This is a genomic window from Cyclobacterium sp. SYSU L10401 (assembly GCF_010993705.1).
GTDB lineage: Bacteria > Bacteroidota > Bacteroidia > Cytophagales > Cyclobacteriaceae > Cyclobacterium.
In genome coordinates this window covers 196,977-219,125 of the sequence record NZ_WOFO01000010.1, presented here as the reverse complement: position 1 = coordinate 219,125, position 22,149 = coordinate 196,977, and the positions used below count along the sequence as shown (strand labels likewise).

General features: G+C 40.2%; 20 protein-coding genes and 1 pseudogene. All 21 read right to left on the bottom strand.

Features of this window, described 5'->3' with window-relative positions; translation table 11 throughout:
• Positions 1 to 735: pseudogene (locus GL182_RS20255) on the bottom strand (DDE-type integrase/transposase/recombinase); the annotation flags it as partial.
• A 610-nt stretch (positions 736 to 1,345) separates the two neighbouring features.
• The gene (locus GL182_RS20250; protein WP_240469906.1) at positions 1,346 to 2,311 is read right to left on the bottom strand and encodes a polysaccharide deacetylase family protein; all 966 of its coding nucleotides are present in this window, start codon (positions 2,309 to 2,311) and stop codon (positions 1,346 to 1,348) included.
• Positions 2,312 to 2,318: 7 nt separating this feature from the next.
• Entirely contained in the window at positions 2,319 to 3,494 is a 1,176-nt protein-coding gene (locus tag GL182_RS20245) for a hypothetical protein (RefSeq protein ID WP_163381605.1), read from the bottom strand.
• A gap of 3 nt (positions 3,495 to 3,497) precedes the next feature.
• On the bottom strand, positions 3,498 to 4,691 hold the full coding sequence (locus GL182_RS20240; protein ID WP_163381604.1) for a glycosyltransferase family 4 protein: 1,194 nt from the start codon (positions 4,689 to 4,691) through the stop codon (positions 3,498 to 3,500).
• A 54-nt stretch (positions 4,692 to 4,745) separates the two neighbouring features.
• Positions 4,746 to 5,828 (bottom strand): glycosyltransferase family 4 protein, encoded by a 1,083-nt coding sequence (locus GL182_RS20235; RefSeq protein WP_163381603.1) that lies wholly within the window; start codon positions 5,826 to 5,828, stop codon positions 4,746 to 4,748.
• Positions 5,828 to 7,009 (bottom strand): hypothetical protein, encoded by a 1,182-nt coding sequence (locus tag GL182_RS20230; protein ID WP_163381602.1) that lies wholly within the window; start codon positions 7,007 to 7,009, stop codon positions 5,828 to 5,830. Before GL182_RS20230 ends, GL182_RS20235 begins: the two co-directional genes overlap by 1 nt.
• A 111-nt stretch (positions 7,010 to 7,120) precedes the next feature.
• Positions 7,121 to 8,248 (bottom strand): glycosyltransferase, encoded by a 1,128-nt coding sequence (locus tag GL182_RS20225; protein WP_163381601.1) that lies wholly within the window; start codon positions 8,246 to 8,248, stop codon positions 7,121 to 7,123.
• Complete coding sequence (locus GL182_RS20220; protein ID WP_163381600.1) at positions 8,245 to 9,336, bottom strand: glycosyltransferase; 1,092 nt, start codon at positions 9,334 to 9,336, stop codon at positions 8,245 to 8,247. Before GL182_RS20220 ends, GL182_RS20225 begins: the two co-directional genes overlap by 4 nt.
• 1 nt (position 9,337) lies before the next feature.
• Positions 9,338 to 10,276 (bottom strand): glycosyltransferase family A protein, encoded by a 939-nt coding sequence (locus GL182_RS20215; protein WP_163381599.1) that lies wholly within the window; start codon positions 10,274 to 10,276, stop codon positions 9,338 to 9,340.
• 18 nt (positions 10,277 to 10,294) lie between these two features.
• Positions 10,295 to 11,251, bottom strand: a complete 957-nt coding sequence (locus tag GL182_RS20210; RefSeq protein ID WP_163381598.1) for a glycosyltransferase family 2 protein — start codon at positions 11,249 to 11,251, stop codon at positions 10,295 to 10,297.
• Positions 11,248 to 11,907 (bottom strand): class I SAM-dependent methyltransferase, encoded by a 660-nt coding sequence (locus GL182_RS20205; protein WP_163381597.1) that lies wholly within the window; start codon positions 11,905 to 11,907, stop codon positions 11,248 to 11,250. The genes GL182_RS20210 and GL182_RS20205 overlap by 4 nt, the downstream gene beginning before the upstream one ends.
• A 3-nt stretch (positions 11,908 to 11,910) precedes the next feature.
• Positions 11,911 to 12,786, bottom strand: coding sequence for a glycosyltransferase family A protein (locus tag GL182_RS20200; RefSeq protein WP_163381596.1), 876 nt, complete (start codon positions 12,784 to 12,786; stop codon positions 11,911 to 11,913).
• 8 nt (positions 12,787 to 12,794) lie between these two features.
• Positions 12,795 to 13,712: a glycosyltransferase gene (locus GL182_RS20195; RefSeq protein WP_163381595.1), complete on the bottom strand. Its 918-nt coding sequence runs from the start codon at positions 13,710 to 13,712 to the stop codon at positions 12,795 to 12,797.
• A gap of 1 nt (position 13,713) precedes the next feature.
• Positions 13,714 to 14,862 (bottom strand): glycosyltransferase, encoded by a 1,149-nt coding sequence (locus GL182_RS20190; protein WP_163381594.1) that lies wholly within the window; start codon positions 14,860 to 14,862, stop codon positions 13,714 to 13,716.
• A gap of 44 nt (positions 14,863 to 14,906) precedes the next feature.
• Positions 14,907 to 15,674, bottom strand: a complete 768-nt coding sequence (locus tag GL182_RS20185; protein WP_163381593.1) for an FkbM family methyltransferase — start codon at positions 15,672 to 15,674, stop codon at positions 14,907 to 14,909.
• 51 nt (positions 15,675 to 15,725) lie between these two features.
• Entirely contained in the window at positions 15,726 to 16,484 is a 759-nt protein-coding gene (locus tag GL182_RS20180) for a glycosyltransferase (protein ID WP_205603699.1), read from the bottom strand.
• A gap of 43 nt (positions 16,485 to 16,527) precedes the next feature.
• The gene (locus GL182_RS20175) at positions 16,528 to 17,019 is read right to left on the bottom strand and encodes a class I SAM-dependent methyltransferase (protein WP_163381591.1); all 492 of its coding nucleotides are present in this window, start codon (positions 17,017 to 17,019) and stop codon (positions 16,528 to 16,530) included.
• 221 nt (positions 17,020 to 17,240) lie between these two features.
• Positions 17,241 to 18,110, bottom strand: coding sequence for a glycosyltransferase family 2 protein (locus GL182_RS20170; RefSeq protein WP_163381590.1), 870 nt, complete (start codon positions 18,108 to 18,110; stop codon positions 17,241 to 17,243).
• Entirely contained in the window at positions 18,107 to 19,375 is a 1,269-nt protein-coding gene (locus GL182_RS20165) for a glycosyltransferase family 4 protein (RefSeq protein WP_163381589.1), read from the bottom strand. Before GL182_RS20165 ends, GL182_RS20170 begins: the two co-directional genes overlap by 4 nt.
• Positions 19,365 to 20,282, bottom strand: coding sequence for an FkbM family methyltransferase (locus tag GL182_RS20160; RefSeq protein WP_163381588.1), 918 nt, complete (start codon positions 20,280 to 20,282; stop codon positions 19,365 to 19,367). Before GL182_RS20160 ends, GL182_RS20165 begins: the two co-directional genes overlap by 11 nt.
• Before the next feature lie 19 nt (positions 20,283 to 20,301).
• On the bottom strand, positions 20,302 to 22,080 hold the full coding sequence (locus tag GL182_RS20155; RefSeq protein WP_163381587.1) for an ABC transporter ATP-binding protein: 1,779 nt from the start codon (positions 22,078 to 22,080) through the stop codon (positions 20,302 to 20,304).
• Positions 22,081 to 22,149: the final 69 nt, after the last annotated feature.

The window sequence follows — 22,149 nt, the reverse complement described above, 5'->3', positions numbered from 1 at the left end:
GGGATTGATCACACAGTTGTAGTGTTGGGCGAATTCCTTGAGTGAACGGTTGATATCGGGTTCATATTTGCTGGCACGGGTCACGGCAGACTTCAGGTTATCGGATACGATTGCCTTAGGAACTCCTCCGTAAAATGCCACAGCATGGTTCAAGCTCGGTATCAGGTCTTCCCTCTTCTGGCTCATGGCGGCCTCTACGTAGGTATGGAGACTGTAGGGCAGGGTGGCCACAAAAACTTCCACCTCTCGCAGTTCTCCGGTCTCTTTGTCAACGATATGCATTTTGGTACCGGCATAATCAATAAAAAGCTCCTTTCCGGGCTCATGGTCAAGCTTCATGGAACCTTTGACCTTGGCATATTTACGGTTGTAGTGTTCCATAAACTGCGTATAGCTGTAAGGTTCTTTGGCCTGAAGGCTGTAGTCCCTGTAGTGATACAGAAAGGTAAAGCCGGGATGGTCGCGGGCATGGTTTACTTTTTCAAAATACCCCATCAGTTCATCGAACCTGGGGTTTTTGATGGTGGTATGAGAGGGAAAAAGCTCCGCAAGGGATCCGGTTTCGAATTCCAACAACTCCTGAAGGCTGTATTCGCAGGCCTTGAAAAGCTTCATGTAGGCATTGACGGTATTACGGGATATACCCAGGGTTTTCCCAATTTTGCGGTTACTGTCCCCGTCAAGGTGAAGTGTGATGATTTGTTTGATATCCATAGGATCAAGTTGGTTGGCCATATCGTTTTTTGATTACGATATAACCGGTTTAACATGATCTTTCAAAGTGGCACTATTCGAACCGATATGACTGGCACAAAACGAACCGTTTTAGGTCCGGACCTGCTTCAGTAAACTGGCACAGTTTGGACCGGAATCACTGGCACGCAAAAACCGGAATGGGTGGCACAAGACGAACCGTTATATCCACCAGCAGCTCCTGGTCATTATGGGTTTTATAACAGTGCAATGGAATATATTAGCAAGCCATAACGCTAATTAATAGCTTTTGCCAACATATCCAAATATCCCGAAATAATACCGTAAATCCGAAACCTAATTTTATGGTCAACTGATAAAGCAAGGGTAAAACCTGTCCGGTTTCATCTGTTTATAATTTGTCTTTAAGCGGTCAGATGGAATCTTTGACGATTAAAATAATCATTGCTCTGTGTGTTTAATGATGATTTTAATCGTGTCGATTTCAGCTACCCAAAGCTTTTCATTGATTGAATACCAACAAAAACGGGGCAGGTTTGCAGATTTTAAGCCCTAGCGACCTGTAGAAACCGCTTACTCAAAAAAGATAGGGGGAATGAATCAATGGGAAGCAGCCCTGCCAGGGATTGGCTTAAGGCTGGTAAGAAATAGGGGCTGCCAGGTCCCTCATGGATAAGGATTGCATGCCATAAACGGCCCTGCAATGCGAAAAATGATCCAACAATATCCTGACCTCTTCCAGGCTCTGTTCGGGGTGGTGGCCATGATTATGGGGATGCCACCAAAGGTGATACACCTCTCCTTTTTGCGCAGCTTCCTCCATTTCCTGCCTGATCCGGTCAAGCTTTAAGCGATTCATCCAGCCCAACCTTTCCTGATAGGGTCTGAAAAACCGGGAAGCAGGAAGGAGAGAGGGGAAATCTTTCCTGGCAGCTTCAGGAAAATAGGACGTTTTATTTCCAAGGGACCAATAGGAATCTGCTGCCCGGAAACCCTTTTTTACCCAGCCCTCTTTTTCAGGAGACCTCCAAAACCAATCGGAAGGATTGGTACGCACGGCCAGGAAGTCCAGGTCCCGGGCAGTTTGGAGGACCTGGGCATTGTATTGGTTTCGGGGAAGCACCAGGGAACGCATGTGTACACCAAATTTCTCTTGGGCAATGCGCCTGGCGGCCAGCAGGTCTTCCCTGAAGCCTCCGACCGGCTGTCCCATTACGCGGGTGTAATAGTGGGCATAGGTATGACTTCCCAGCTCCTGCCCGGGGGTTTGGAGAAGCTCCCCAATCAGGTCCGGGGCAAAAAGGCAAGCCTGATCCGGCCGGTTGGCCTTAAACCACTGATAGGCAGAATACCGCTGATTTTGAAAAGTGGGTTTCACAGGCGGACTAAAATGTTCCCATTCTTCCGCATCCTGCGCCATCAGCATCCCCACGGTAGCCCAGGTGGCCGACACCCCATATTCAGCAAACAATGCCAGGAGCCGGGGTACAAGGGCCCTGGTCCGGTGATAATAGGCTTCGTTTCCCTTGAGTGGCACCTTGTCGAAGCGCCCCCAGTGAAGTTCAAAATCCAACGAAATAAGGAATACAGGTTGCATCAGCGGTTTATGGGCTGGGTGAATTTTCCTTCAGCGGCCGGTCCACCAGGCCAAGCAAAAAGGAAACCATAAAAAGGGTAAAAATACTTTTCATCCGCATAAGGATACCGAGGTTGTTGAGTGCCAATATAAAAATAACGGACATGAGGGCACCATAAAGCAGCACCACCCAATAGAAAGTCGGTATGCGGATTTTAAACTTTCTTTTGGCCATCACCCAAATCCCAGGAATGGCCACCAGAAATACCAGGGTGTTTTCCAGTGCCGCTGCAAATGTCCAGAAATCCTTCACTTCCCAAAGGTAAGGCCTGAACCAGAGGGCCATGAATTTCTCCGGCAAGCTGTAGTCCCTCATGGGAATGCTGCTCTGACCGGCAAAGGAATCCAGGTAGGCATTTTGCCAATCTATGATCATTCCAATCCATTTAAAATTAAAACCATATACCAAACTTCCCTGTATCCAACGGTAGGCGAAGATAGCAAAAATCAGGCTGCCCGCCCAGGGAAGCAACTTTTTCCGGTAAGGCTTCAGGGCAGGATGAAAGGGCAGGACCGCCAATACCGCGATGGTCAGTACCAGTCCCTGTATGGGCCTTACCATAAGGGTCAAGAGCAAACCCGGCACCATCAGCCAGGCCCGGGAAGGGAAATATTTTATTCCCAGCAATACCAGCACCAGGCCGGTAAACAAGAGCCCCTCCTTGCCTGGTCCGGCAGTCCAGAAATGTACATTGGGTAAAAACAACACCAGCAGGCCGTATTTTCCGGGCCAGCTGCCTGTATTTTTCTGAAATTGATCCTTTATCAGGTCAAAGGCCCCGGCAAAACCCAAAAAGGAAATGCCTGCATACAGCAGGCTTCCCGACAAAAACCCCAAATCCAGGATCTGCGAGAAGGGATAATTGATCCATTGGATAAAGGCCGTGCCGGTACCCCAATAGGAGGACCAGGTACCAGCCTCTTTTACCGGAAAGCTGGACAGCTCCCAGTACCGGCTACTGTCTCCCCCATAATGGAGGATATATCCATAAAAAACCAACGCAAAGAGCAGGTGATAAAGTCCCAGAACCTGCAAAAAATGGGTCTCGTTCCGGGAATAAGCCTGTACATTGGCCCATTTTTGATTCAATTTGAAAATAAAAAAAATAAGCAGCCCTATAAAAACCCCATCCTGAATCTGCATGCGCTAATGGGCTTGAAGGGAGTCTAAAGCCTGAATATAGGCATTTACACTTTGGTCCAATCCAAATTTCTCCATTCCTACCTGCCTGGCGGCAGCTTTGGATTGGGGTTTCAGGCTAGAAAGCCAGGCATGCAATTCAGTTGTATTGTCATTGTATACAAAGCAGGCAGCTTCTCCGCCCAGCTCCTGGGAAAGGTCTCCTATTCCGTCGGATAACAGGACGGGCAGACCGGAAAGCAGGTATTCACCCACCTTGATCGGCGCCAACCCGGCCAGGCTGGGAGCAGGTTTTCTCAGGCTGATGCCCAGGTCCCCGGCCGAATAGTAATCAGGAATGGATTGAAATGGAACCGTTTTTATCCATACCAGCTCCTCCAGGTAGGCCGGAATCTCAGCCTTTAGATCTGTCCCCTCCCGAACCAGGAATAAAAACCTGCTTGCCGTATGAAGCTGCTGGTAAGACCAGAACAGCCGCAACATGTCCTGCGGTTGGTAAGGAGGTCCCAGGCTTCCGGAATAGATCCAAAGCAGGCCATCTTCGGCTACGCCCAGTTCCTTGCGGAGGGCGGCCCTTTTTTCAGGATCCGGTTTGAAAAAGCCGGGATCCCGCCCATTGGAGATGCGATAAAACCTGGACGGATCATTTTCTCTCAGGGATTGACCGTGAATCTGAATCGCTTTATTTGTTCTGGTCAATACTTTATCTGCACGGGCAAGCATTTTTGTTTCTGCATTTTTTAACCAGCGGTACTGCAGGCTGCCGGGTTTTAGCCCTGCAAAATCCACCCGCTCCTGAATGGGTAATCCGTCGGCATCAAAAACGATGGAAATGCCTTTGTTTTGCAGCCATCCCCCAAGCAGGTTCACCATCAGGGCAGGAAGGGTAGCCCGGGGCATCAAACAGGTGATGGGATGCTCTTGCAGGTATTTTTTAAGGGCCCTTCTCCCCTGTACCATGGTCCAGATAGCACCCACTGCCGCAGCAGGCTTGCGGTGAACCACAACATGCCGGTAGCAGATTCCCCATTCCCTGGCCAGAGAGCGGATCCTTTCCACCTCGGCGGGCCCTGCCCAGGAAAATTGCATGACATGAAACTGCCAGCCTCGCCTATCTTGTATGCCCCGGAAAATGGGGAAAAACAGGTTTTCCAGGTAGTTGGTTTGATCGGAATCCCAGGAGACAAAGAGGATGTTCATGGGAGGGTCCGGAATTGCATGGCAGGTTCAATCCCCGGGCTGCAAGCATACCGCTTAATGGGCATTTTCGGGCAATTTATTTTCCAGCTCATTCACCAGGGCTTCCATTTTTTTGAATTGCTGTTGCAGGGTATATTTTTCCAAAACCAGTTGGTGGCCCTTTTCGCCAAAGGCTTTTCTCAGGCTCCAATCTGCTATCAGTTGTCCGAGGGCTTCTATCCATTCGGTTTCGGTTTGTGCCAGAAATCCATTGATGCCCTGTACCACCACATCCTTATTCATGCCCACGGGGGAGGCCACCACCGGCAGTCCGCAGGCCATGTATTGGATCAGCTTGTAGGCACATTTGCCCCTTTCCCAGGGATTGTCAGGCAGGGGCATGATGCCGATATCCATTTGCAGCAGGGCAGCTGCTTCTTCCGCTTCGGACCAGGGAATGGTTCTTACCTTTCCGCTATAGGCAGGTGCAGTTTTTCCATTGATGAGCAGTAGCTCAACATCAAATTCTTTGTGCAGGATTTCCAAAACCGGAAGCAGGTCCATCAGGTATTTCAGGGTGCTGGGTGAACCTATCCAGCCGATGGTCACGGTATCCTTGTCTGCATGTACTTTTTTTTGGTAGCGTAAAGGATCGATTACGGTTGGGAAATGCAATATCTTTTTTGCTCTGGCTGCCTGTGCCCGCTGCATCAGGTAGTCATTGCCGGCAGTGACGACAGCTGCCCATTGCATCACCCGGTCAATTTTACGCGGCATCAACAGGGAGACCAGGGTATATTTTGCCCGATCGTAATTGTGAAAAACGGCATCGTCATAATCCACCCAATAGCCCTTGAAGCGGGAAAGCAACCATTCAGGAAATGCAGGAAAGTAAGGAAACAATTCCTTTTCCACACACACTACCTGGTAGCGGCCGGCACTCAGTAGCACCTTTAACCTGCGCCAATAGCAAGCCAGCACATGCAGGTACCCGGGCCTTCTGTTGGAATAGATAGTATCCAGGTAATCGGGGGTAAAAAAGGGGGCTACAGTCACCTCCACTCCGGAAGCCTCCCATAAGGGTAAAAACTGATAGGTTCTCAAGCGGCTGCTGGCGCCTTTTCTGGGGTATTTGGGCAAGAAAAGGATTTTTTTCATCAATTCTCTTGAGCAAGGGCCTTTTTCTGATCAATAATGGCCTGCCTCCGCTGGAAGAACCGTTTTCTGTCCATGGCCCGCAGGTAGCGTTGCTTTTTATTGTGCACGATCAGGTAGAAGCAGAACAACATAAAGTAGATCATGGTCATGTTTTTCATGCGCATCACGACCCCCAGGTTACTTAAGGCATTCATAAAGGCAAAGGTTACCGGAATAAACGTAATAATTCCCGCCTTCAAAAACAGCGGCATATCTCGGATGGCCTCAGGTTTCCAGTTTTGGTAGATAAATAGGCTTAACCAGAGGTAAAGGGCATTTTCAACAGAACTGAATAAGGCCACAAAATTGTGTGCATCCAAAAATAAAGGCCTGAACAAATAGGTAAATGCCTTCATCGGTAAGGAATAGGAGGAAATATCCACTGCTGAACCTACGTGACCTCTGCTTAGATTCCGGGCAGTTGTCATACTCATTTCATTTAGACTTTCAAGACTCAACTCTTCTAACTTCAAAAATTCAGCCGTGCTGCTTAAAAGGTAAAATGTTCCTGCTGCAGCAATTAGCCCTAGCACCACTTTATATTGAATTCTCATGTGACTACCAAGCAAAATGGCTATTGCTGCTCCGCCAATCAAGGCTTGCCCCATATGAGGTCTTGCCATATATACAAAAAACAAGGCGATTAACGCTTCCCACCAACGGGACTGGTATTTTTGCAAGGCAAAGAGAAACCAGGCGATGCCCCAAAAACAGATCGCGTCCTTCCCAACCCCTGCGGTCCAGAAATGGAGGTTCAAAAAATAAAAAACATACGGAAACAAAGGGATATTAAGTACTTTATGGTTGGTTGGAAAGTATTCAGCAACCATCACATAAATATACCGGATACCGATAAAGCCTAAAAACCCGAACAATATATTTCCAGTGATATAATTAAGCCCAATCACTTTGGCTGGGACATAACATAACCACAAAATAAAAGTAGTACTTGTACCAAAATATTTCATCCAGCTGGGGTCTCTAACCAGGACCTGCTGCATTCCCAATCGCCAATAGCCTTGGGAATCTCCCCCAAAATTCAAAATATACCAGGTAAAAAAAACACTGAAAAACAGATGGTAAAACAATAAATAGTGTAGGTGGATTTCATACTTATATGGCAATCGAAATTTTTTCGCCATCGTGTTGTTTGAATTCACCAGGGCAATCAATCCAATTACAATAAAAATAATGTCTAACAAAATACCTTAAAATAAATCAAAATTCTGGAAGGGATTTTCAATAATATGAGCCTAATGCAGAAAGCCTTTCTTTTTTAAAAGGGTGTTATACAAATTTTCAACTTCCAGGCAATAGCGATCTGCTGTAAATTTTTCTTTTGCCCTGACATAACCTGCCTCTCCAAAGGTTACCCTAAGTTGTGAATCATGGACTAACTCATTAATCTTATCTGCGAGATCCTTATGTGATTTGGGTTTCACCAAATAACCGGTTTTACCATCAATCACAATATCTTTTAACCCACCTACTGCCCTGGCAATTACGGGTAATTTATGTAACATCGCCTCTACTGCTACCAATCCAAAGCCTTCTCGACTCGAAGGAATACAAAAAATATCCATTAACTGATAAAATAAATCAGGTTTAGAATGGTAGCCTAAAAAAATTACCGTTTTCTCAAGATTTAAATTTTCGACTTGTTTTTCCAATACTTTCCTGTCTTTTCCTTCTCCTACTATTAACAATTTTACATTTGGAACATTAAGAAGGGAAATGGCTTTGATTAAATCCGACACCCGTTTGTGATCATCATATAGTCTTCCAACAAAACCAATGACCAGATCGTCTGGCGCAAGGGAAAGAGAAAACCTGGTCTTTCGGAGCACTTCTTCACTAACGAATGAAGGCATGGGTAATCCATTGGGAATCACATAAACTAAATTGGGATCTATTTTTGTGACGTTCTTTAGGTATTCTCCCACATCATGGGAAATCGCTTGAAATGCATCCCCAAATTTGGCGTATTGCCGCAAGAGCCAATTTGCCTTTCCTGACCGGTTTTGTGGATCAGATGTCTCTTCTAAAATAATCACCGGATCCTTCCCGAAAAAACCACCTACGGTAGCCATGGTCATTCCCTCAAATACGGCTCCGTGAATAATATCTGGTTTGTATTTTTTAACTATCTGGACGACTTTACATAGTTTTCTGAACTCGAATGGAGACTTAAATGAGCCTATAGCGATCACTTCGACCTCTTCACTATTTAAAGCTTCTGCAACTGGTCCTCCTTGCCAGGTACAAATAATTTTATGGTCAAACCTATTTTTATCTAAGCCTTTTATTAAGGTAAGCAAGGTCTGTTCAACCCCTCCGGACGCAATGGTTTCCAGGCAATGTAGTACCCGAATCTTTCTCAACCCGGAAACTGGTAAATTTGAAGAAGGTGATTGAGGTAGCTTTGTACTGAAAATCTTTGGGCCTCGATTTTTGCCCGTTGCCCCAGCTCAATCTTTTCCGATTCTGCAAAATTCAGAAAATAGTTCATGGCATCTAAAATAGACGTGGATTTGCGTGGATTAATCAAAACACCGGATTGACTGCTACCCAGAATTTCAAGGGTACCTCCCACTTCTGTGACAATGGAAGGTAAACCGGAAACCATCGCCTCCACCAAGGATACGGAAGACCCCTCGCTAAACGAGGGTAACACAAAATAATCTGCCTGCTTCAGAACGCTATATACATCCTCCTGGAAGCCAAAAAATTTAACCTTGTCATTTATTTCCAAATCAAATGCCAATTGTTCTAAATGCTGCCTTTCAGGGCCATCGCCAACAATCCATAGTTCAACCAATTTTTGAGGATTATCGTGAACCAGTTTGGAGAATACCTTTAATAGGGTATCCAGATTCTTTATTTTAACAAGCCTTCCCGTCGTTACAAATACTGTCGGATGCATTGCATTTTCATTCTTTGGAGCATCCAAACGGTCTCTTTTCACCTCGCTCACCGGATTATAAACCACCAGCACCTTTTCTTCTTTAACTTCTCCCATTCCAACCATCGCAGTTTTTACAGCCTCCGAAATGCCAATTATGACATGGGCTTTTGAATACACCCATCTAAAAATATATTTCCAATAAGAATGGTGGTTAGGAATGCCTATCTCCTCTCCTACAATTCGTTTTATTCCTGCCCAGTTAGCCGCCAGAATTCCGTGAAAATTTGCTTCAGCACCCTGACTATGGACTACCTCAGGATTTGACTCAAGGAAAATTTGTTTAAGCTTCAAAATTAAACCAAAATTGGGAATACGTGGGTTTAGATTCAAGACGTTTACCATTATCCCCTGCTGAATTAATTCCTGCGCTACCTTCCCTCCTTTGCCCAACACGATAATGGAAATATCCATCTCTTTGTTCCCTGCGATTTCGGGAATAGAATTGGCAAGCACTTGTTCCACTCCGCCAAAATCCAATTCAGATACTACCCTGATAACCTTCATGTCAGGTATAGACGTACCGAAAACAAAATTTCATGTAGTTTCTAAATATAGCAGATAAGCGATTGCTGGAAAAAACAGGCTTTAAGACCCTGACAGGAATAGAATAAATTGCATGAATTAAAAAATACCTCCTTGGAATTCGGGAAAGAACTTTCCCAATTCGAGTATCATTGCTGAGATAATGCTGATACAAATTCAAATAGACCCATTTGCTCTGAAACTCAATAAATGTCTTTGGTGAACAAGAGGAATCAGCTATTGAATTCGTATAATAATTTTTGTTCAACACTTTTGGAATTAGCGTCTGATCTAAAGGATAGGATTTACCTGTTGCACGTGATGAATCCTCCTGGCTATAGTACACCAGGGTATTTTCGATATAAATCCCATCTCCAAAAAATAATGATGCCCTCAACCAAACATCTATATCTTCTCCCAGTTTTAAATTTGAATCAAAACCAGGTTGATTTTCGAAAAATTCTTTTTTGACACAGGTTGCTGAAGTGAAGAACCTTATATTGTGAACGGCCTCTTTGAAATAATTTTCCAGTCTGAAATAGGTAAGCCTGGGCTTCTTTTCCAGTTGAAAAGAATCATAATGACAACCAATAATCCCAACATTAGGATTTTCTTCAATCACCATTGCGACAAATCCCAAATAATCAGGGTGCCAGTAGTCGTCTGCATCCAAAAAAGCGATGTAGGAATATTTTGCCACTTGGATTCCTTTATTTCTTGCCGGGGAAACTCCTTGATTTTCCTGTCGAATCAATTTTACCCTTTCCTTATACTGCTCCTCTACCAAATCTCCTCCTCCATCAGCGGACCCGTCATCCACCACAATCACTTCAAATTCCTTGAAACGCTGTTCAAAAACGGAATCCAGTGCCCTGCAAATAAATTTTTTTTTATTAAAAAGTGGAATGACAATGGAAAACAAACAGAGATTGATTTAAAATTAATTGATCAAGCGCTTAAGCTTTAATGCTGTTTCAAATCCCAGATACTTGGACATAAACTGGAATTTTGGACCACCAATGAGTATTGATTGCTTTACCCCAAGTTGCTTTATCCTGTTTTTTGCTTCTGACAATAAGAGTGGGTTTTCAGGGAAAGTATCATACAAGAATTTCAGGTAAACCTTTTTTAGTGCCGTTCGCACCCGGTGCGAGTCTTCAATCTCCAATACAATCTTCTCATAACTAATATGTGAATCCAGCAAAGAGCGGGCAGCTTTGGTTGACTTTTGCTGGCTGACATTTTCCTGTCCGGGTTGTCTGTAAAATACTTTTCCTTTAGGCTCATACAAGACTTGACTTGCATGAGCCAAAACCCTGCAAAAAAACTCTCCGTCCTGATTGATAATCAAGGACTCATTCCAAGGACCAGCTTTTTCAATAAGATGCCTGTGCGTTAACCAAGATGAGATAGCCATCATTTCTTGATGATTCCAAAAACGTAACAAAACTTCTAACCCTGAATCAAAATCCCTGAAAATTTTATAAGGGATCAAACTAGTTTCTTCGACAGATTTTTTAAAGTTTTTCCATTCACAGGAAGACATTACTTCATAACCATTGCCTTCAAGCAAATTAAGCTGCTGCTCAATTTTATCGCGGGAAAGAATATCATCTGCATCCAGAAATTGGATGTATTCCCCTTTGGCCGCTTGAATTCCCAAATTGGTTGCTGCAGACACACCTTGGTTTTCCGAGTCAACCAGTTTGATCCGATCAGGAAATTGTACGGCATATTCCTTCAAAATTCTCAAAGAATCATCAGTGCTTCCGTCATTTACAGTAATTATTTCAATTTGAGGATAAGTCTGTTTCAACGCCGAATCTAACGTTTCCCGGATGAATAAGGCTTTATTATATACCGGGATAATAATGGAAACCAACGGTTTTACACTCATGAAATTTGTCTAATGGCAAAACTAGGAGAAATGCTCCTTTCCATAGTTAGGTAAATTATTTCCCAATCATGCTCTAAACAAAATTCATACACTGCTTCTATCACTCCATACTTCCAAGGCACATCGATTTCCCCCACAATAAAATCGTGTCCGGCAATGATTCCTCCCTCCTTTATTTTATTTTTATACTGCTCAAGTTCCAGCTTAGTTGTCTTGTAGTTATGGGCCGTATCAATATAAATCCAATCGAAATACCGGTCTGGAAATTGATCCACTACATCAGTGGATAACCCCCTATTGATCACCACTTTTCCTTTTCTAATTTCTGTTCGGAATTTCTGGCTTACTTCATAAAAAAGCTTTTTGGGATATCGCTCGCTTTTCCAAACATCTACAAGATGTAATGTAGCAGGAAGATTGACATCTAAAATCATCCTACTGAAATCCCCTTGGTTAACTCCCAATTCAGCTACTATTCCGTTTTGAGGAAGAAGTGCTAACAACTGTTCTCTAGTGGACAGCAATTTCCCGTTTTCCAAGTATTTGTATCCTATTTCGGGAACAGGCATCTCCTCAAATTTGGGTTTAGGGATCAGACCGTGCTTCTGCGTGTAGTAATTGTAAAAATTTTTCTTTATGGCTTGTAGCAATCTCATATTTTATCTTTTCGTCTCTCCTCCGTTGACCAAATTAAAATATTCTTGAACAGCTCCTTTGTTTACGGAATGACATACCCTTAGGATGGCCATTGATTCTTTCAGGGAAACGGTAAATATTTTTTTTATGGCAAATCGGTAACGCCTCGCAACAAAATCAAGAAAGAACCTACGGAATGCTGCTTTCTTTCCTTTAAACCTTCTGGTATAGGTGCCCCCCAGTAGTCTTTGATATTTATTGACCAAATCTGAAGTGAGGTAGCGGGCAGGATGTCTGACTAAAATGTTTTCGCAGTAAACAATTGGATATTTTCGGCTGATTTTTCCTGATAGCTCAGAATCACCATTAGATTTCAGTTGCATGTTAAAACATCCAAACTCCTCCAAAACCGATTTATAAGAAAACCAATTGGCTGTGATGGCATGTCCTTCTTTGGCATAGGCATCTGTTGTGAATCCCGTATATTTTTCAAAAACCTCAGCATCTGTCAAACGCTTTGGGTCTTTAAAAAACAAAGAAACTGGGCCCGTCAAAATACCCATTTCTTTTTTGTAATCATGGGAAAACATTTCCCAGGCATTTTTTAACCAGGTCTTGTCGGGTAGGCAATCAGAATCTGTAAATGCAATAATTTGTCCCTTAGCTTCAGCAATACCCTTATTTCTCGCCGCATAGGATCCAGGCTTGTTCTCTTGAAGCAATTGCAGCGAGTAGCCTAACGAAAAATTATTTGGCAAAATCAATGGTACTTCAGAGTCATTGTTAACCACAACTGCTTCCCAGTTTTTCTTGTCTAATAATTGGTCCTCCAAAGACTCTAATAAACGGATTAATCTCTCAAAATCGTTGTAATATGGAATTACAATTGAAATAGTCACTCTATTTGTTATTTGAAAAGGAGTGATTTATGAAATTCAAGAAAGACCTTTATCCCTGAAGGATAGGTAACCAAACCCATTAAATTAGAAAAGTAATAGCCTAATGATTTGCCCCATTTTTTTCCCTTTATGGCATAATAGAAAAGATGAAAGCGGATTTGAAAAAGCTGTAGTTTGACACTTTTTCTATTCGGAAAAGCTGAATCCAACAATAGATAGGTGCTATAGGATAATTCTGATTTCTTAAAGCTACTTTGTGTTGACCAAAGACCTTGAGAATGAATCCTATAAACCGAAGGACCAATTTGCGCGTCATAATAAAAATCCCCAAACTGTAAAACATAGACCCATAGAAAAGTATCCCCGTTTATGACCACTTTCTTAAATTCCTCAGGTAAGGCAAAGTTTAAAGGCTTCCGAAATACCACTGACGCCGAAGGAATTTCGGGCATAATGGAAACCAATCCATCAAAATCCCAATTTCTTTTTTCTTTTTCCTGAATTGATGAAGAAAGACCATTTCCTTTTACATCACATTTACGCCGGTTATGAAATGAGCCAATAAATTCCTTGGTATTTTCCAAAAAATTGATCTGCTTTTGAAGTTTAAAGGAATCAGTCCAATAATCATCTCCATCACAGAATGCAATATATTCTCCCTGACAATGTTCCAACACCCAAAGGTAGTTCAGTGTAGATCCTAAATTCTTTTCCTGTCTCTTATATCGTATCCAATGACCATTCACATGTTCGTTAATATATTTTTCTACAACTTTTTCTGTATTGTCTTGGGAATTATCATTGGAAATCAGCAATTCAATTTCAAAATCAGCAGTTTGCTGCAACACTCCCTCTATTGCCTCGCCTATAAATTTTTCAACATTATAGGCAATCATACAGACACTTAACTTGGGTTTCTTTTCCACCTTATTTGTTTTCGATATGGTAGAAATCTAACATTGATTTTAAAAAAGCCTTTTTACCACATTGACTGATGGCCAATTCCCTAATCCGTTCTGGGTGATAGTTTGAATAATTTTTTTTCACATTGATAATGGCAGAAGCCATTTCTTTAGGTTGTTTTACAGGTACCACCAATCCTGTATCGGAATTAACACTGTCTTCTACCCCCCCATTGGCGGTACTGACTATGGGCAAACCACACATCATTGCTTCCCTCACGGCAATCCCATGCGGTTCCTGAATGCTGGGGGATATAAAAACATGGGCTTGGTTTAAGACATCAGAAATTTGATCTCTGGGTACAACGGGGCGGAATTCGCCTTTTTCAAAAATTCCCAATTCTTTGCTTTTTCTAACAAACAGATTTTCATGCGGGTTGGATAATTTTTCATCTGCACCTTTTCCAATCATGATAAAGCGGATCTCCGGATCGGATTGAAGCACAATTGCCATGGCCTTCATAAAATCTTCTGCACCTTTGATCGGAAGTGAATTAAGTAGTGTAATGACCGTGAATTCCTTGCTTCTTTTAGTTAAATCAATCACATATTGATCTTCATCGACCAAATTCCAGATCACCTTAGGGTTGCATTGAGGCTGATGCATCATCACTTGCCTGCGCTCATCCCAGCTTACTGCTGCCGTTTTAAGGGCTAATTGAAATGCATCCAAAATCAATGTAGAACGTATTTTGGAGTAGTAGTGAAAAACAAACACTTGATGTTCGGTAATTACAAAGGGAACTTGCGTCTTATGACTAATATACTGGGAATAGATGCCTGCATCCATACTACTTTGGGCATGAATCAAGTCAGGTTCCCAACCTGAGAGCGCTAGACTGCGGTAGGCTTTCATAATAAGCCGCTGTTCCAATTTGATCTGCAGTTTATCTGGAATTCTTCTGTTTGCGGGAAAATCAAAACCATAAGCTGTTGGACCCTGCCAAACTTTGTCAGTTGAAATCGGCCAAGTAGGTTTCAACCAAGATTGAATAAAAACCCAAATCCAATGGAGCAAAGGGTATGATTTTTTCTCTCCATAAAGGACTTGCAAATCAAGCCCTTTATTTCCCTGAAGAAATTGTGCCTGTTCTTGAAAAAAAGAGCCTCTCAAAGGTTGCTTGGGACTGGGGTACCAAGAAGGAATGGTAAGGATCTTTAAATCCGACATTTAATTTTCAAATTCTTTCTTAAACATACCAAATCCAACTCATCTTTGAATAAAAAATAATTATCCTTAAAAATAGATATTGCACCATTCTGTTGATCCGAGGATAAATTTTTAAATTCAAATTTTATCATCTTCGCACTAAATTTTTGAAAATCTATGGTTTTAAGAATCTGGAAATCATACCCTTCCGTGTCCAATTGCAAATAGTCTACACTCAAAAATTCCGGATGGGCTTCCAATAAATCATCAAATGTTATTCCTTCAACCTCAACCCTCGCAATTTCATCTGATTTGACATTCAAATTTTTTAGATGGTTGATATCCACTGACCCAATTCCTGCCGCCCATGCTGGATGGTTCTTCAATCCAATATCATTTAATTCAAACAGTTCCAAAGTTCCGGCTTTTTCGAAGACGGCATAGGGAAGCAATTGAATTGGTTTGAAGTGCTTATAGTTTGATTTTAGTTTCTCAAAGTATCTCGGTGACGGCTCCAAAATCAATCCGGTTGAATTCCTTGTTGTTACTTTAGAATAAAGGGTATCAAAACTTACTCCGTCATTCCCGCCTATTTGAATAAATTTAAACTCCTTGTTTTTAGGGAAATTCGAATCGAAGGTTCTGTCAAAATCGAAAACAATGTCTCTCCAGATAAATTTATTTCCTATTATAACCTTTGCAACAGATGAATTAAAATTCAATGCATCCAATATTCCATTGTATAAACAAATATTAATTTTATGTTTTAATTTCATTTTAAAATGAAAAAATTGGAAATTTATACTTCGTGAATTTTTTTTTTTAAACTACATCAAAAATTTATCTCCTACTTTTTGAACTGTCCTAGAATAAGATCGAATGGTAAACTTTAAAACCTCTATAAAAGATGGTTTTTTTTGATATCGAAATCCAAAATCCCCCTTAAAATCAGGCTTCTTAAACTTAATTACACTTCCATAAAAACCTGTGCTGTCATTCAATCCATGAATAGATACACACCACATGGATTGTTTAATTTTTATTTCGACCTTGTAGGGGTCAGTTCTATATTCAGTATGTTGTTTGTAAAATACAGTTTTAAAACCATCCTCAAGTCTTTTTTCAATAAGAGATAAAAAGGCATTATATCGATGCACCATTATTGAAGAAACACCTGTAGGAATATGATAAACCAATCCTTTATTAAAATTAATGGCCTCATATTTCTGATCATTAAATCGCATTTGAACATTCTTTATAAAATCCTTATGAAGCATATCATCTGTATCTACCCTACTGGATATCAAATATTGAAAGTCTGAACCCAAATATTGTTGAATATCGTATTGAAGGTATTTGGTAATATTGAAACTTTCGTAGTGATGGGATATCAACTTAATAAAAGGATATGGTTCAAAAGTGTTTTCCAAATCATTTCTGACTTCTAAAGGAGTTTCGGAATCGATATAAAAAAACCAAGAGAAATCTTTATTTGATTGGTTGAGGATTGACGGAAAACAGAACTTTTTAAAAATCTCCACTCTTTCCAATAACCATATATCAGGGTCAAATCCTCTACCTGACATTTTGGTTTTGTAGAAGACATTAAGTCGTGAAATTAATAGATGTTTATATTCCATGCTCAGGCTTCTGAAAAAATGAGGTTTGTGTGAATCGTTTGGAATTCACTGATGGACCAAAACTTCTGAAAAGTAGCCAGTTGCTGATTGATGATATGGTATTAGAATAGGATTTCCTATGAGAATTGTCAACTATTAAAAAACCTCCATTTTTTAATTTTGGGATTGCATTTCTTATGCAGGCATTCCTTGCTTTCCCATCTATCAGAATTAAATCAAAATATTGATCTTCAAAATCAGATATGGAATTAGAATATTTCCTGTAATCTAGTGAATCATTGTCTTCATCTGAAATAAAACCTGCTGTGGTGATTGGCTTATCTTCTCCTTTCGTCAAGTTCAAACTGAGGTTTTGAAAACCTCCAATTTCTTTTTCAACAAGGTTATACCAAAGTTCATCATGTTCAACACTGTGAATTTCTTTTACCCTAGTTACAAAAAACTTTGTAGATCCACCACTTCCAAATTCAAAGACTTTCATGTCAGGCTTGATTATTTTCCTTAGGTGATCAATAGACTCGAAGGTTAACCAAGGAATTCCCAAATACAAAGGGCTTCTGGAATAGTCCATATTAGTCTTCATATAGGGAAAATAATATTTCAGAATTTTACCTAAGGAATCGTTTTGCCGAAAAGCTCTACTGCATTCTATAAAAAACCAATATTGAATGTGGAAAAAACTATCCTTCAAATAATTTTTAATCATGAATTGAAATTTATCAGATTATAAATTTTAATTTTAATCGAAATTTGTAGTCTATATATATTGTAAAAACTATTGTTTACCTGTATTGGCATATCAATTTTATTCTGATCACAAAATAGGCCAACTGCTCCCGACCAATAATACTTATATAAAGGACTAAATTGCTGATTTTTCACTAAGTGTTCCCTAATCCTATCCCTTAATTGAAGCCAATTAATTGATCTCAGTTTTTGTTTTCCGGGAAGTGTGCTGATGGAGTTCTCCGTTTTATAAATTAAAGTCAGGTACCTTTCGTCAAACACAACTATAGGGTTAACAGCTAATAACCTAAACATTAGGTTGTATTCTTGGCTGCTACTCAAATTCTCATTCCACCCTCCCACCATTAGTAGAAATTTCTTATTCCAAAGATTTGAACAAGTATCTCCCAATTTGCTTCTAATTAAGCCTTTCCAAACTTCCTTATCCGATTTCCTGTAGTGCTTTTTACTATCCGGAAACACATGAATGCTATTACCGACTACAAATGCGGTTTCAGAAGTTACTAATTTGATTTGTTCTTCAATCTTTCCAATAATTAGCTCATCGTCTGCATCCAAAAATTGTATCCAGTCAGATGAAGTATGAGACAATCCTAAATTTCTGGATGCTGAAGCACCTTTGTTTTGGTTATTAGGATGAAAAACGATTTTAATTTTTTTATACTTTTCAGCTAGCTCTTTGGCAACGTATGGCGAGTCATCTTCCGAACCATCCACTACAATAATCACTTCTGATACAACAGCAACTTCTATTACAGATAAAACAGCCCGTTCTAAAGTTTCCTGATTATTGAACACAGGAATGATGACAGAAACACTTTTCATTCCAAAACCTCCTCATAAATATCCAATAATCTTTGACCGAGAATCTCAATATCAAAATTTGCTACAACAAATTCTCGTGCTTTTTTACCCATTTCTTTCCTTTGGTCGGGATTAAGAAGCAATTTCGTAACACAATTGGCAAATTCATCTATGTCCTCAGGAGGTACCAAAATGCCAGTTTCATTATTTTGGATTCCTTCACTAATCCCCCCCACATCAAATGCCACGATAGGCAAGCCCATTGCCTGTGCTTCTAATATGACTAACCCTTGCGCTTCTGCTCTACCAGTTTCAACTTCTCTTCTCCCAGGATAAATGAAAAGGTCAGCCCCTGCTAATTCTTCCTTGATTTCTATTTGGCTTCTGGCACCTAAAAGATGGACGTTCCTTTTTAGCCTTTTTTCGAGGATTACCTGTTCTAATTTTAGCCTAAGCGGTCCCTCCCCAATAATCACCAGATCAACATTTTTTAAACCAAACTTCTTTATCAGGATTTCCAGAATATCTAGTGCCCTATCTGCTCCTTTCAGGGAAATAAGACGACCTACACAAATCATTCTAAACCTCTGACGATCTTGACTACCTTGTGTTTTGGGAAAATTTGGTGAATTGAAAAACCTGGTATTGACACCCATTGGTAAGATTTTGATACACAGAGAAATATCCTTTTCACTACTCATTAACATTTTTGAGGAATATCTTGAGTTAACAGTAATCAACTTTGCATTTCTAAACATTTTTCGATATAACTTTCCGGATTTTACACGCTGAGAGGCGGTAAGATCATATCCATGAAAACTCACTAAAAAAGGCATATTTTTAAACAAACCGATTTTTGTAAATCTTGCGAAAAAAGCACCCATAATCCCAAAATGAGCATGAACTAAATCATAATCTTTTATTGGATACATTTTGGAATAGTATAGGAAATAAGTGAATTTGAATCCCGAAATCCCGAAATAAAAAGGGTTAACACACTTTATCAACGCACCTATATTTTTCATGAAACCTTCTTTATTTAAAAATATGGTGGCTTCCATCCATCTTTTCAAAGGACTATGACAAATATTAGCGACATAAGTGACTTTATTTTCCAATTTGTATTTTTGAAATTGGGAATGAAGTTGGTCAAAATCTCCCTGATAAAGGGAAAAAATATGAACATCAATACCTTTCGCTATCAAAAAAGTAATTTGATTTAATATAAAAGTTTCCGTTAGGGTGGGAAACTCATTGAGGAGAAAGGCAACTTTCTTAACCTTCAAAAATCGAAGTGTTTTTGGAAAAAGTCAATAAATGTAAATCCTTAAAGGCCAATATATTGTCATGTTCTGGCAAATCCTTTACCCTTTCCACTGGTATCAGCTTTGAAGTTTTCTCTTTCGAAATACTAAACTTAAAAACGTGGTAGCTATACTGATGTGTGAGAAAATCAAATAGGTCATCCATTGAATAATTGAAATTGCTTCTTGTAGTGGAGCATTCCACGACCAGAATGGGACCATTTGATTTAGATAAAATACTATGACTCCCTTTCAAGACTTCCATTTCAAATCCTTCGACATCAATTTTCAATAAGTTTACCTTATGGATATTCCTTTCCGTCAGGATAGAATCCAAAGTGACCACATCAACGTCAAACGAGGGCGAGTTTTTCTCAAATAAAACAAGGGATGCAGCGCCTCTATTAATTTGAAGATTCGAGTAGATTTTGGCTATTCCTGAAGCCGAACCCAAAGCTTTATTAAAAAGTAAAATTTTTGTTAATCCATTAATGAGAATATTTTTTTGAAGTATCGAGAAGGTTTCAGGGTGCGGTTCAAAAGCTACGACCAAGCCTTCGTCTCCAACTTTAAAGGCACTAAAAATTGATATCAACCCAATATTTGCTCCAGCATCGACCATCACGTCCCCGGGTGATAGAATGTTGTCTAAAACCCTAAGCAATCCTTTTTCATAAACTCCAGTCAGGTATAACTTTCTCTCTATACCTTTATCATATTTTGGGTTTATAAATAATTGAAAACCATCAAGCGTTTTGATCAATAGTTCTCCCTCTGGAAGGGCTTTGAAAAATAGGGCATCAATTAACTTAAGAACCCTTCCAAAACCTTTCGGTCTCTTGTCAATGAAAAATGATTTGACTTTGTGAATTAAATGAAGTTTATGCAAAATATGGTTCGCTCTTTTTTCAAAAGGTCTGCAATTCTACCATTTTTTTAAAGGCAGGGGAATTGTCCACTAACTCTTTAAAGCCATCCGTGGCAACAATTCTACCTTTGGATAAGAGTACAATCTTGTCCACATTTTTTATTGTTGCCAATCTATGGGCCACGATGACTAGCGTCACTTTTCCCTGAAGAGCTTCGATGTTTTCTTGAATTATTTTTTCGGACTCAGAATCTAACGATGAGGTAGCCTCGTCCATGATCAGAAGATCGATATCTTTATACAGTTCACGGGCAATAGAAATACGTTGCTTCTGGCCACCGCTGACTAAGATCCCGTTGGTTCCTAAAAGCGTGTTTTCCTTTTCAGGTAATTGTCTAACAAAATCAGCAATATGGGCCTTCTCCAAAGCCTCCCAAAAGCGCTTATTCACCCCATCGCTTTGTTCCGACCAGAAAGTCACATTGTTAAAAACAGAATCAGAAAACACAACCGGTTCCTGAGTAATGTAGCCTATCCTTGCCTGATACGCTCTAAGATCAATTTTATTTATTTCTTCTTCATCTACAGTTAAATTTCCGGTTTGATTTGAAATCAATCCAGTTATAAGGTTAACCAACGTAGTTTTTCCACTACCGCTTTCCCCTACAAAGGCCACCGATTCATTTTTCGAAATCACCAAATTTATTTCTTTTAGAATATTTTTTTTACTGTATGCAAACCCTACATTTTCAAATCTAATTTCATTGTTTAAGCAAACTTTCTTAATCCCGGCATTTTTCTCCCTGTTTTCCTGAAGGTCGTCAAGAAATTCGCGCATATTTTCCAATGCACCTGAATTGGTCAAAAAATTATTGTAAAATGTCTGTAAACTCATTAAGTAGGTTAATGCCCTGTAAAAAAACAGTAAACTGAGTATAATTAAACTCAAGCTCTGCCCCATCAAATAGGTTTGTATAAAAATAACTCCAATTGCAACAGCCATTATCACAGGCTCTTTGCTGGCGTACAATATTGCACCATATACTCCAATTCGCTTACCGTTTGATTCCACTCTTTCCACCAATTTTGCCATTTTCGCAGAGTACTCATCCACCAACCCAGTTGCTTTCAAATATTTGAAAAAAGCCACGTTTTGAATCAGCATTCCTTGATAATCATGACCTTCATAGGTGATCTTTCGGGAGGCACTCACTGTCTTTTTATTGATCACCTTAAAAAGTATGTTGGATAGCAATCCTCCTACCATGACCATTACTGCAAATTCGGCATTAGCCAATAAAGCCAAAATACCATACACAAGGGTCATAACAACACATTGCAAGGTCATAAAGTAGGAGTTGGAAGCGCTAGCAACTTTATTGATTTCCCCTGAAAGAGAATTCTGAATCCTACCAGAATCTGCATTTACAAAAGATTTGTAAGCATAATCTCTTAAGCTATAAATACCCTCCAACCTGAGTTTTCTCAGGAAATAGTATTGAGCACCAGTTCTGTAATACGACTCTACAAACCTTGCGATTCCCTTAAGACTAAAGAATAACAACATAAAAAGCAGAACAGTTGGTAAATTGAGTGTTAGGCCTAACCCTTCAATACCCTTGACAATAAATCCCATATTTCCCAATTTTTCCGAACTGACATTTTCGCTACCATCTACCATCTGCAGAAGCGGAAGAAACATCACAATACCGAACCCATCCAATAAGCCTACGGAAATATTAAGTCCCATATTCACAAAAATCCTATATTCCAGATAGTGATAAAAAAAGGAAAAATGTTTGAAATATTTCTGAAACATCAAGCTTGAATCATTTTATTCAATAAACCAGGGTTGTTGCTCATTTCAATGGCTAAACATAAGTTTTCC

Bases quoted from the DNA above. Each gene is read 5' to 3' on its own strand.
- GL182_RS20250 (WP_240469906.1), bottom strand. From the start codon at position 2,311: ATGCAACCTGTATTCCTTATTTCGTTGGATTTTGAACTTCACTGGGGG.
- GL182_RS20245 (WP_163381605.1), bottom strand. From the start codon at position 3,494: ATGCAGATTCAGGATGGGGTTTTTATAGGGCTGCTTATTTTTTTTATT.
- GL182_RS20240 (WP_163381604.1), bottom strand. From the start codon at position 4,691: ATGAACATCCTCTTTGTCTCCTGGGATTCCGATCAAACCAACTACCTG.
- GL182_RS20235 (WP_163381603.1), bottom strand. From the start codon at position 5,828: ATGAAAAAAATCCTTTTCTTGCCCAAATACCCCAGAAAAGGCGCCAGC.
- GL182_RS20230 (WP_163381602.1), bottom strand. From the start codon at position 7,009: ATGGCGAAAAAATTTCGATTGCCATATAAGTATGAAATCCACCTACAC.
- GL182_RS20220 (WP_163381600.1), bottom strand. From the start codon at position 9,336: ATGAAGGTTATCAGGGTAGTATCTGAATTGGATTTTGGCGGAGTGGAA.
- GL182_RS20210 (WP_163381598.1), bottom strand. From the start codon at position 11,251: ATGAGTGTAAAACCGTTGGTTTCCATTATTATCCCGGTATATAATAAA.
- GL182_RS20205 (WP_163381597.1), bottom strand. From the start codon at position 11,907: ATGAGATTGCTACAAGCCATAAAGAAAAATTTTTACAATTACTACACG.
- GL182_RS20185 (WP_163381593.1), bottom strand. From the start codon at position 15,674: ATGAAATTAAAACATAAAATTAATATTTGTTTATACAATGGAATATTG.
- GL182_RS20180 (WP_205603699.1), bottom strand. From the start codon at position 16,484: ATGTCAGGTAGAGGATTTGACCCTGATATATGGTTATTGGAAAGAGTG.
- GL182_RS20175 (WP_163381591.1), bottom strand. From the start codon at position 17,019: ATGAAAGTCTTTGAATTTGGAAGTGGTGGATCTACAAAGTTTTTTGTA.
- GL182_RS20170 (WP_163381590.1), bottom strand. From the start codon at position 18,110: ATGAAAAGTGTTTCTGTCATCATTCCTGTGTTCAATAATCAGGAAACT.
- GL182_RS20155 (WP_163381587.1), bottom strand. From the start codon at position 22,080: ATGTTTCAGAAATATTTCAAACATTTTTCCTTTTTTTATCACTATCTG.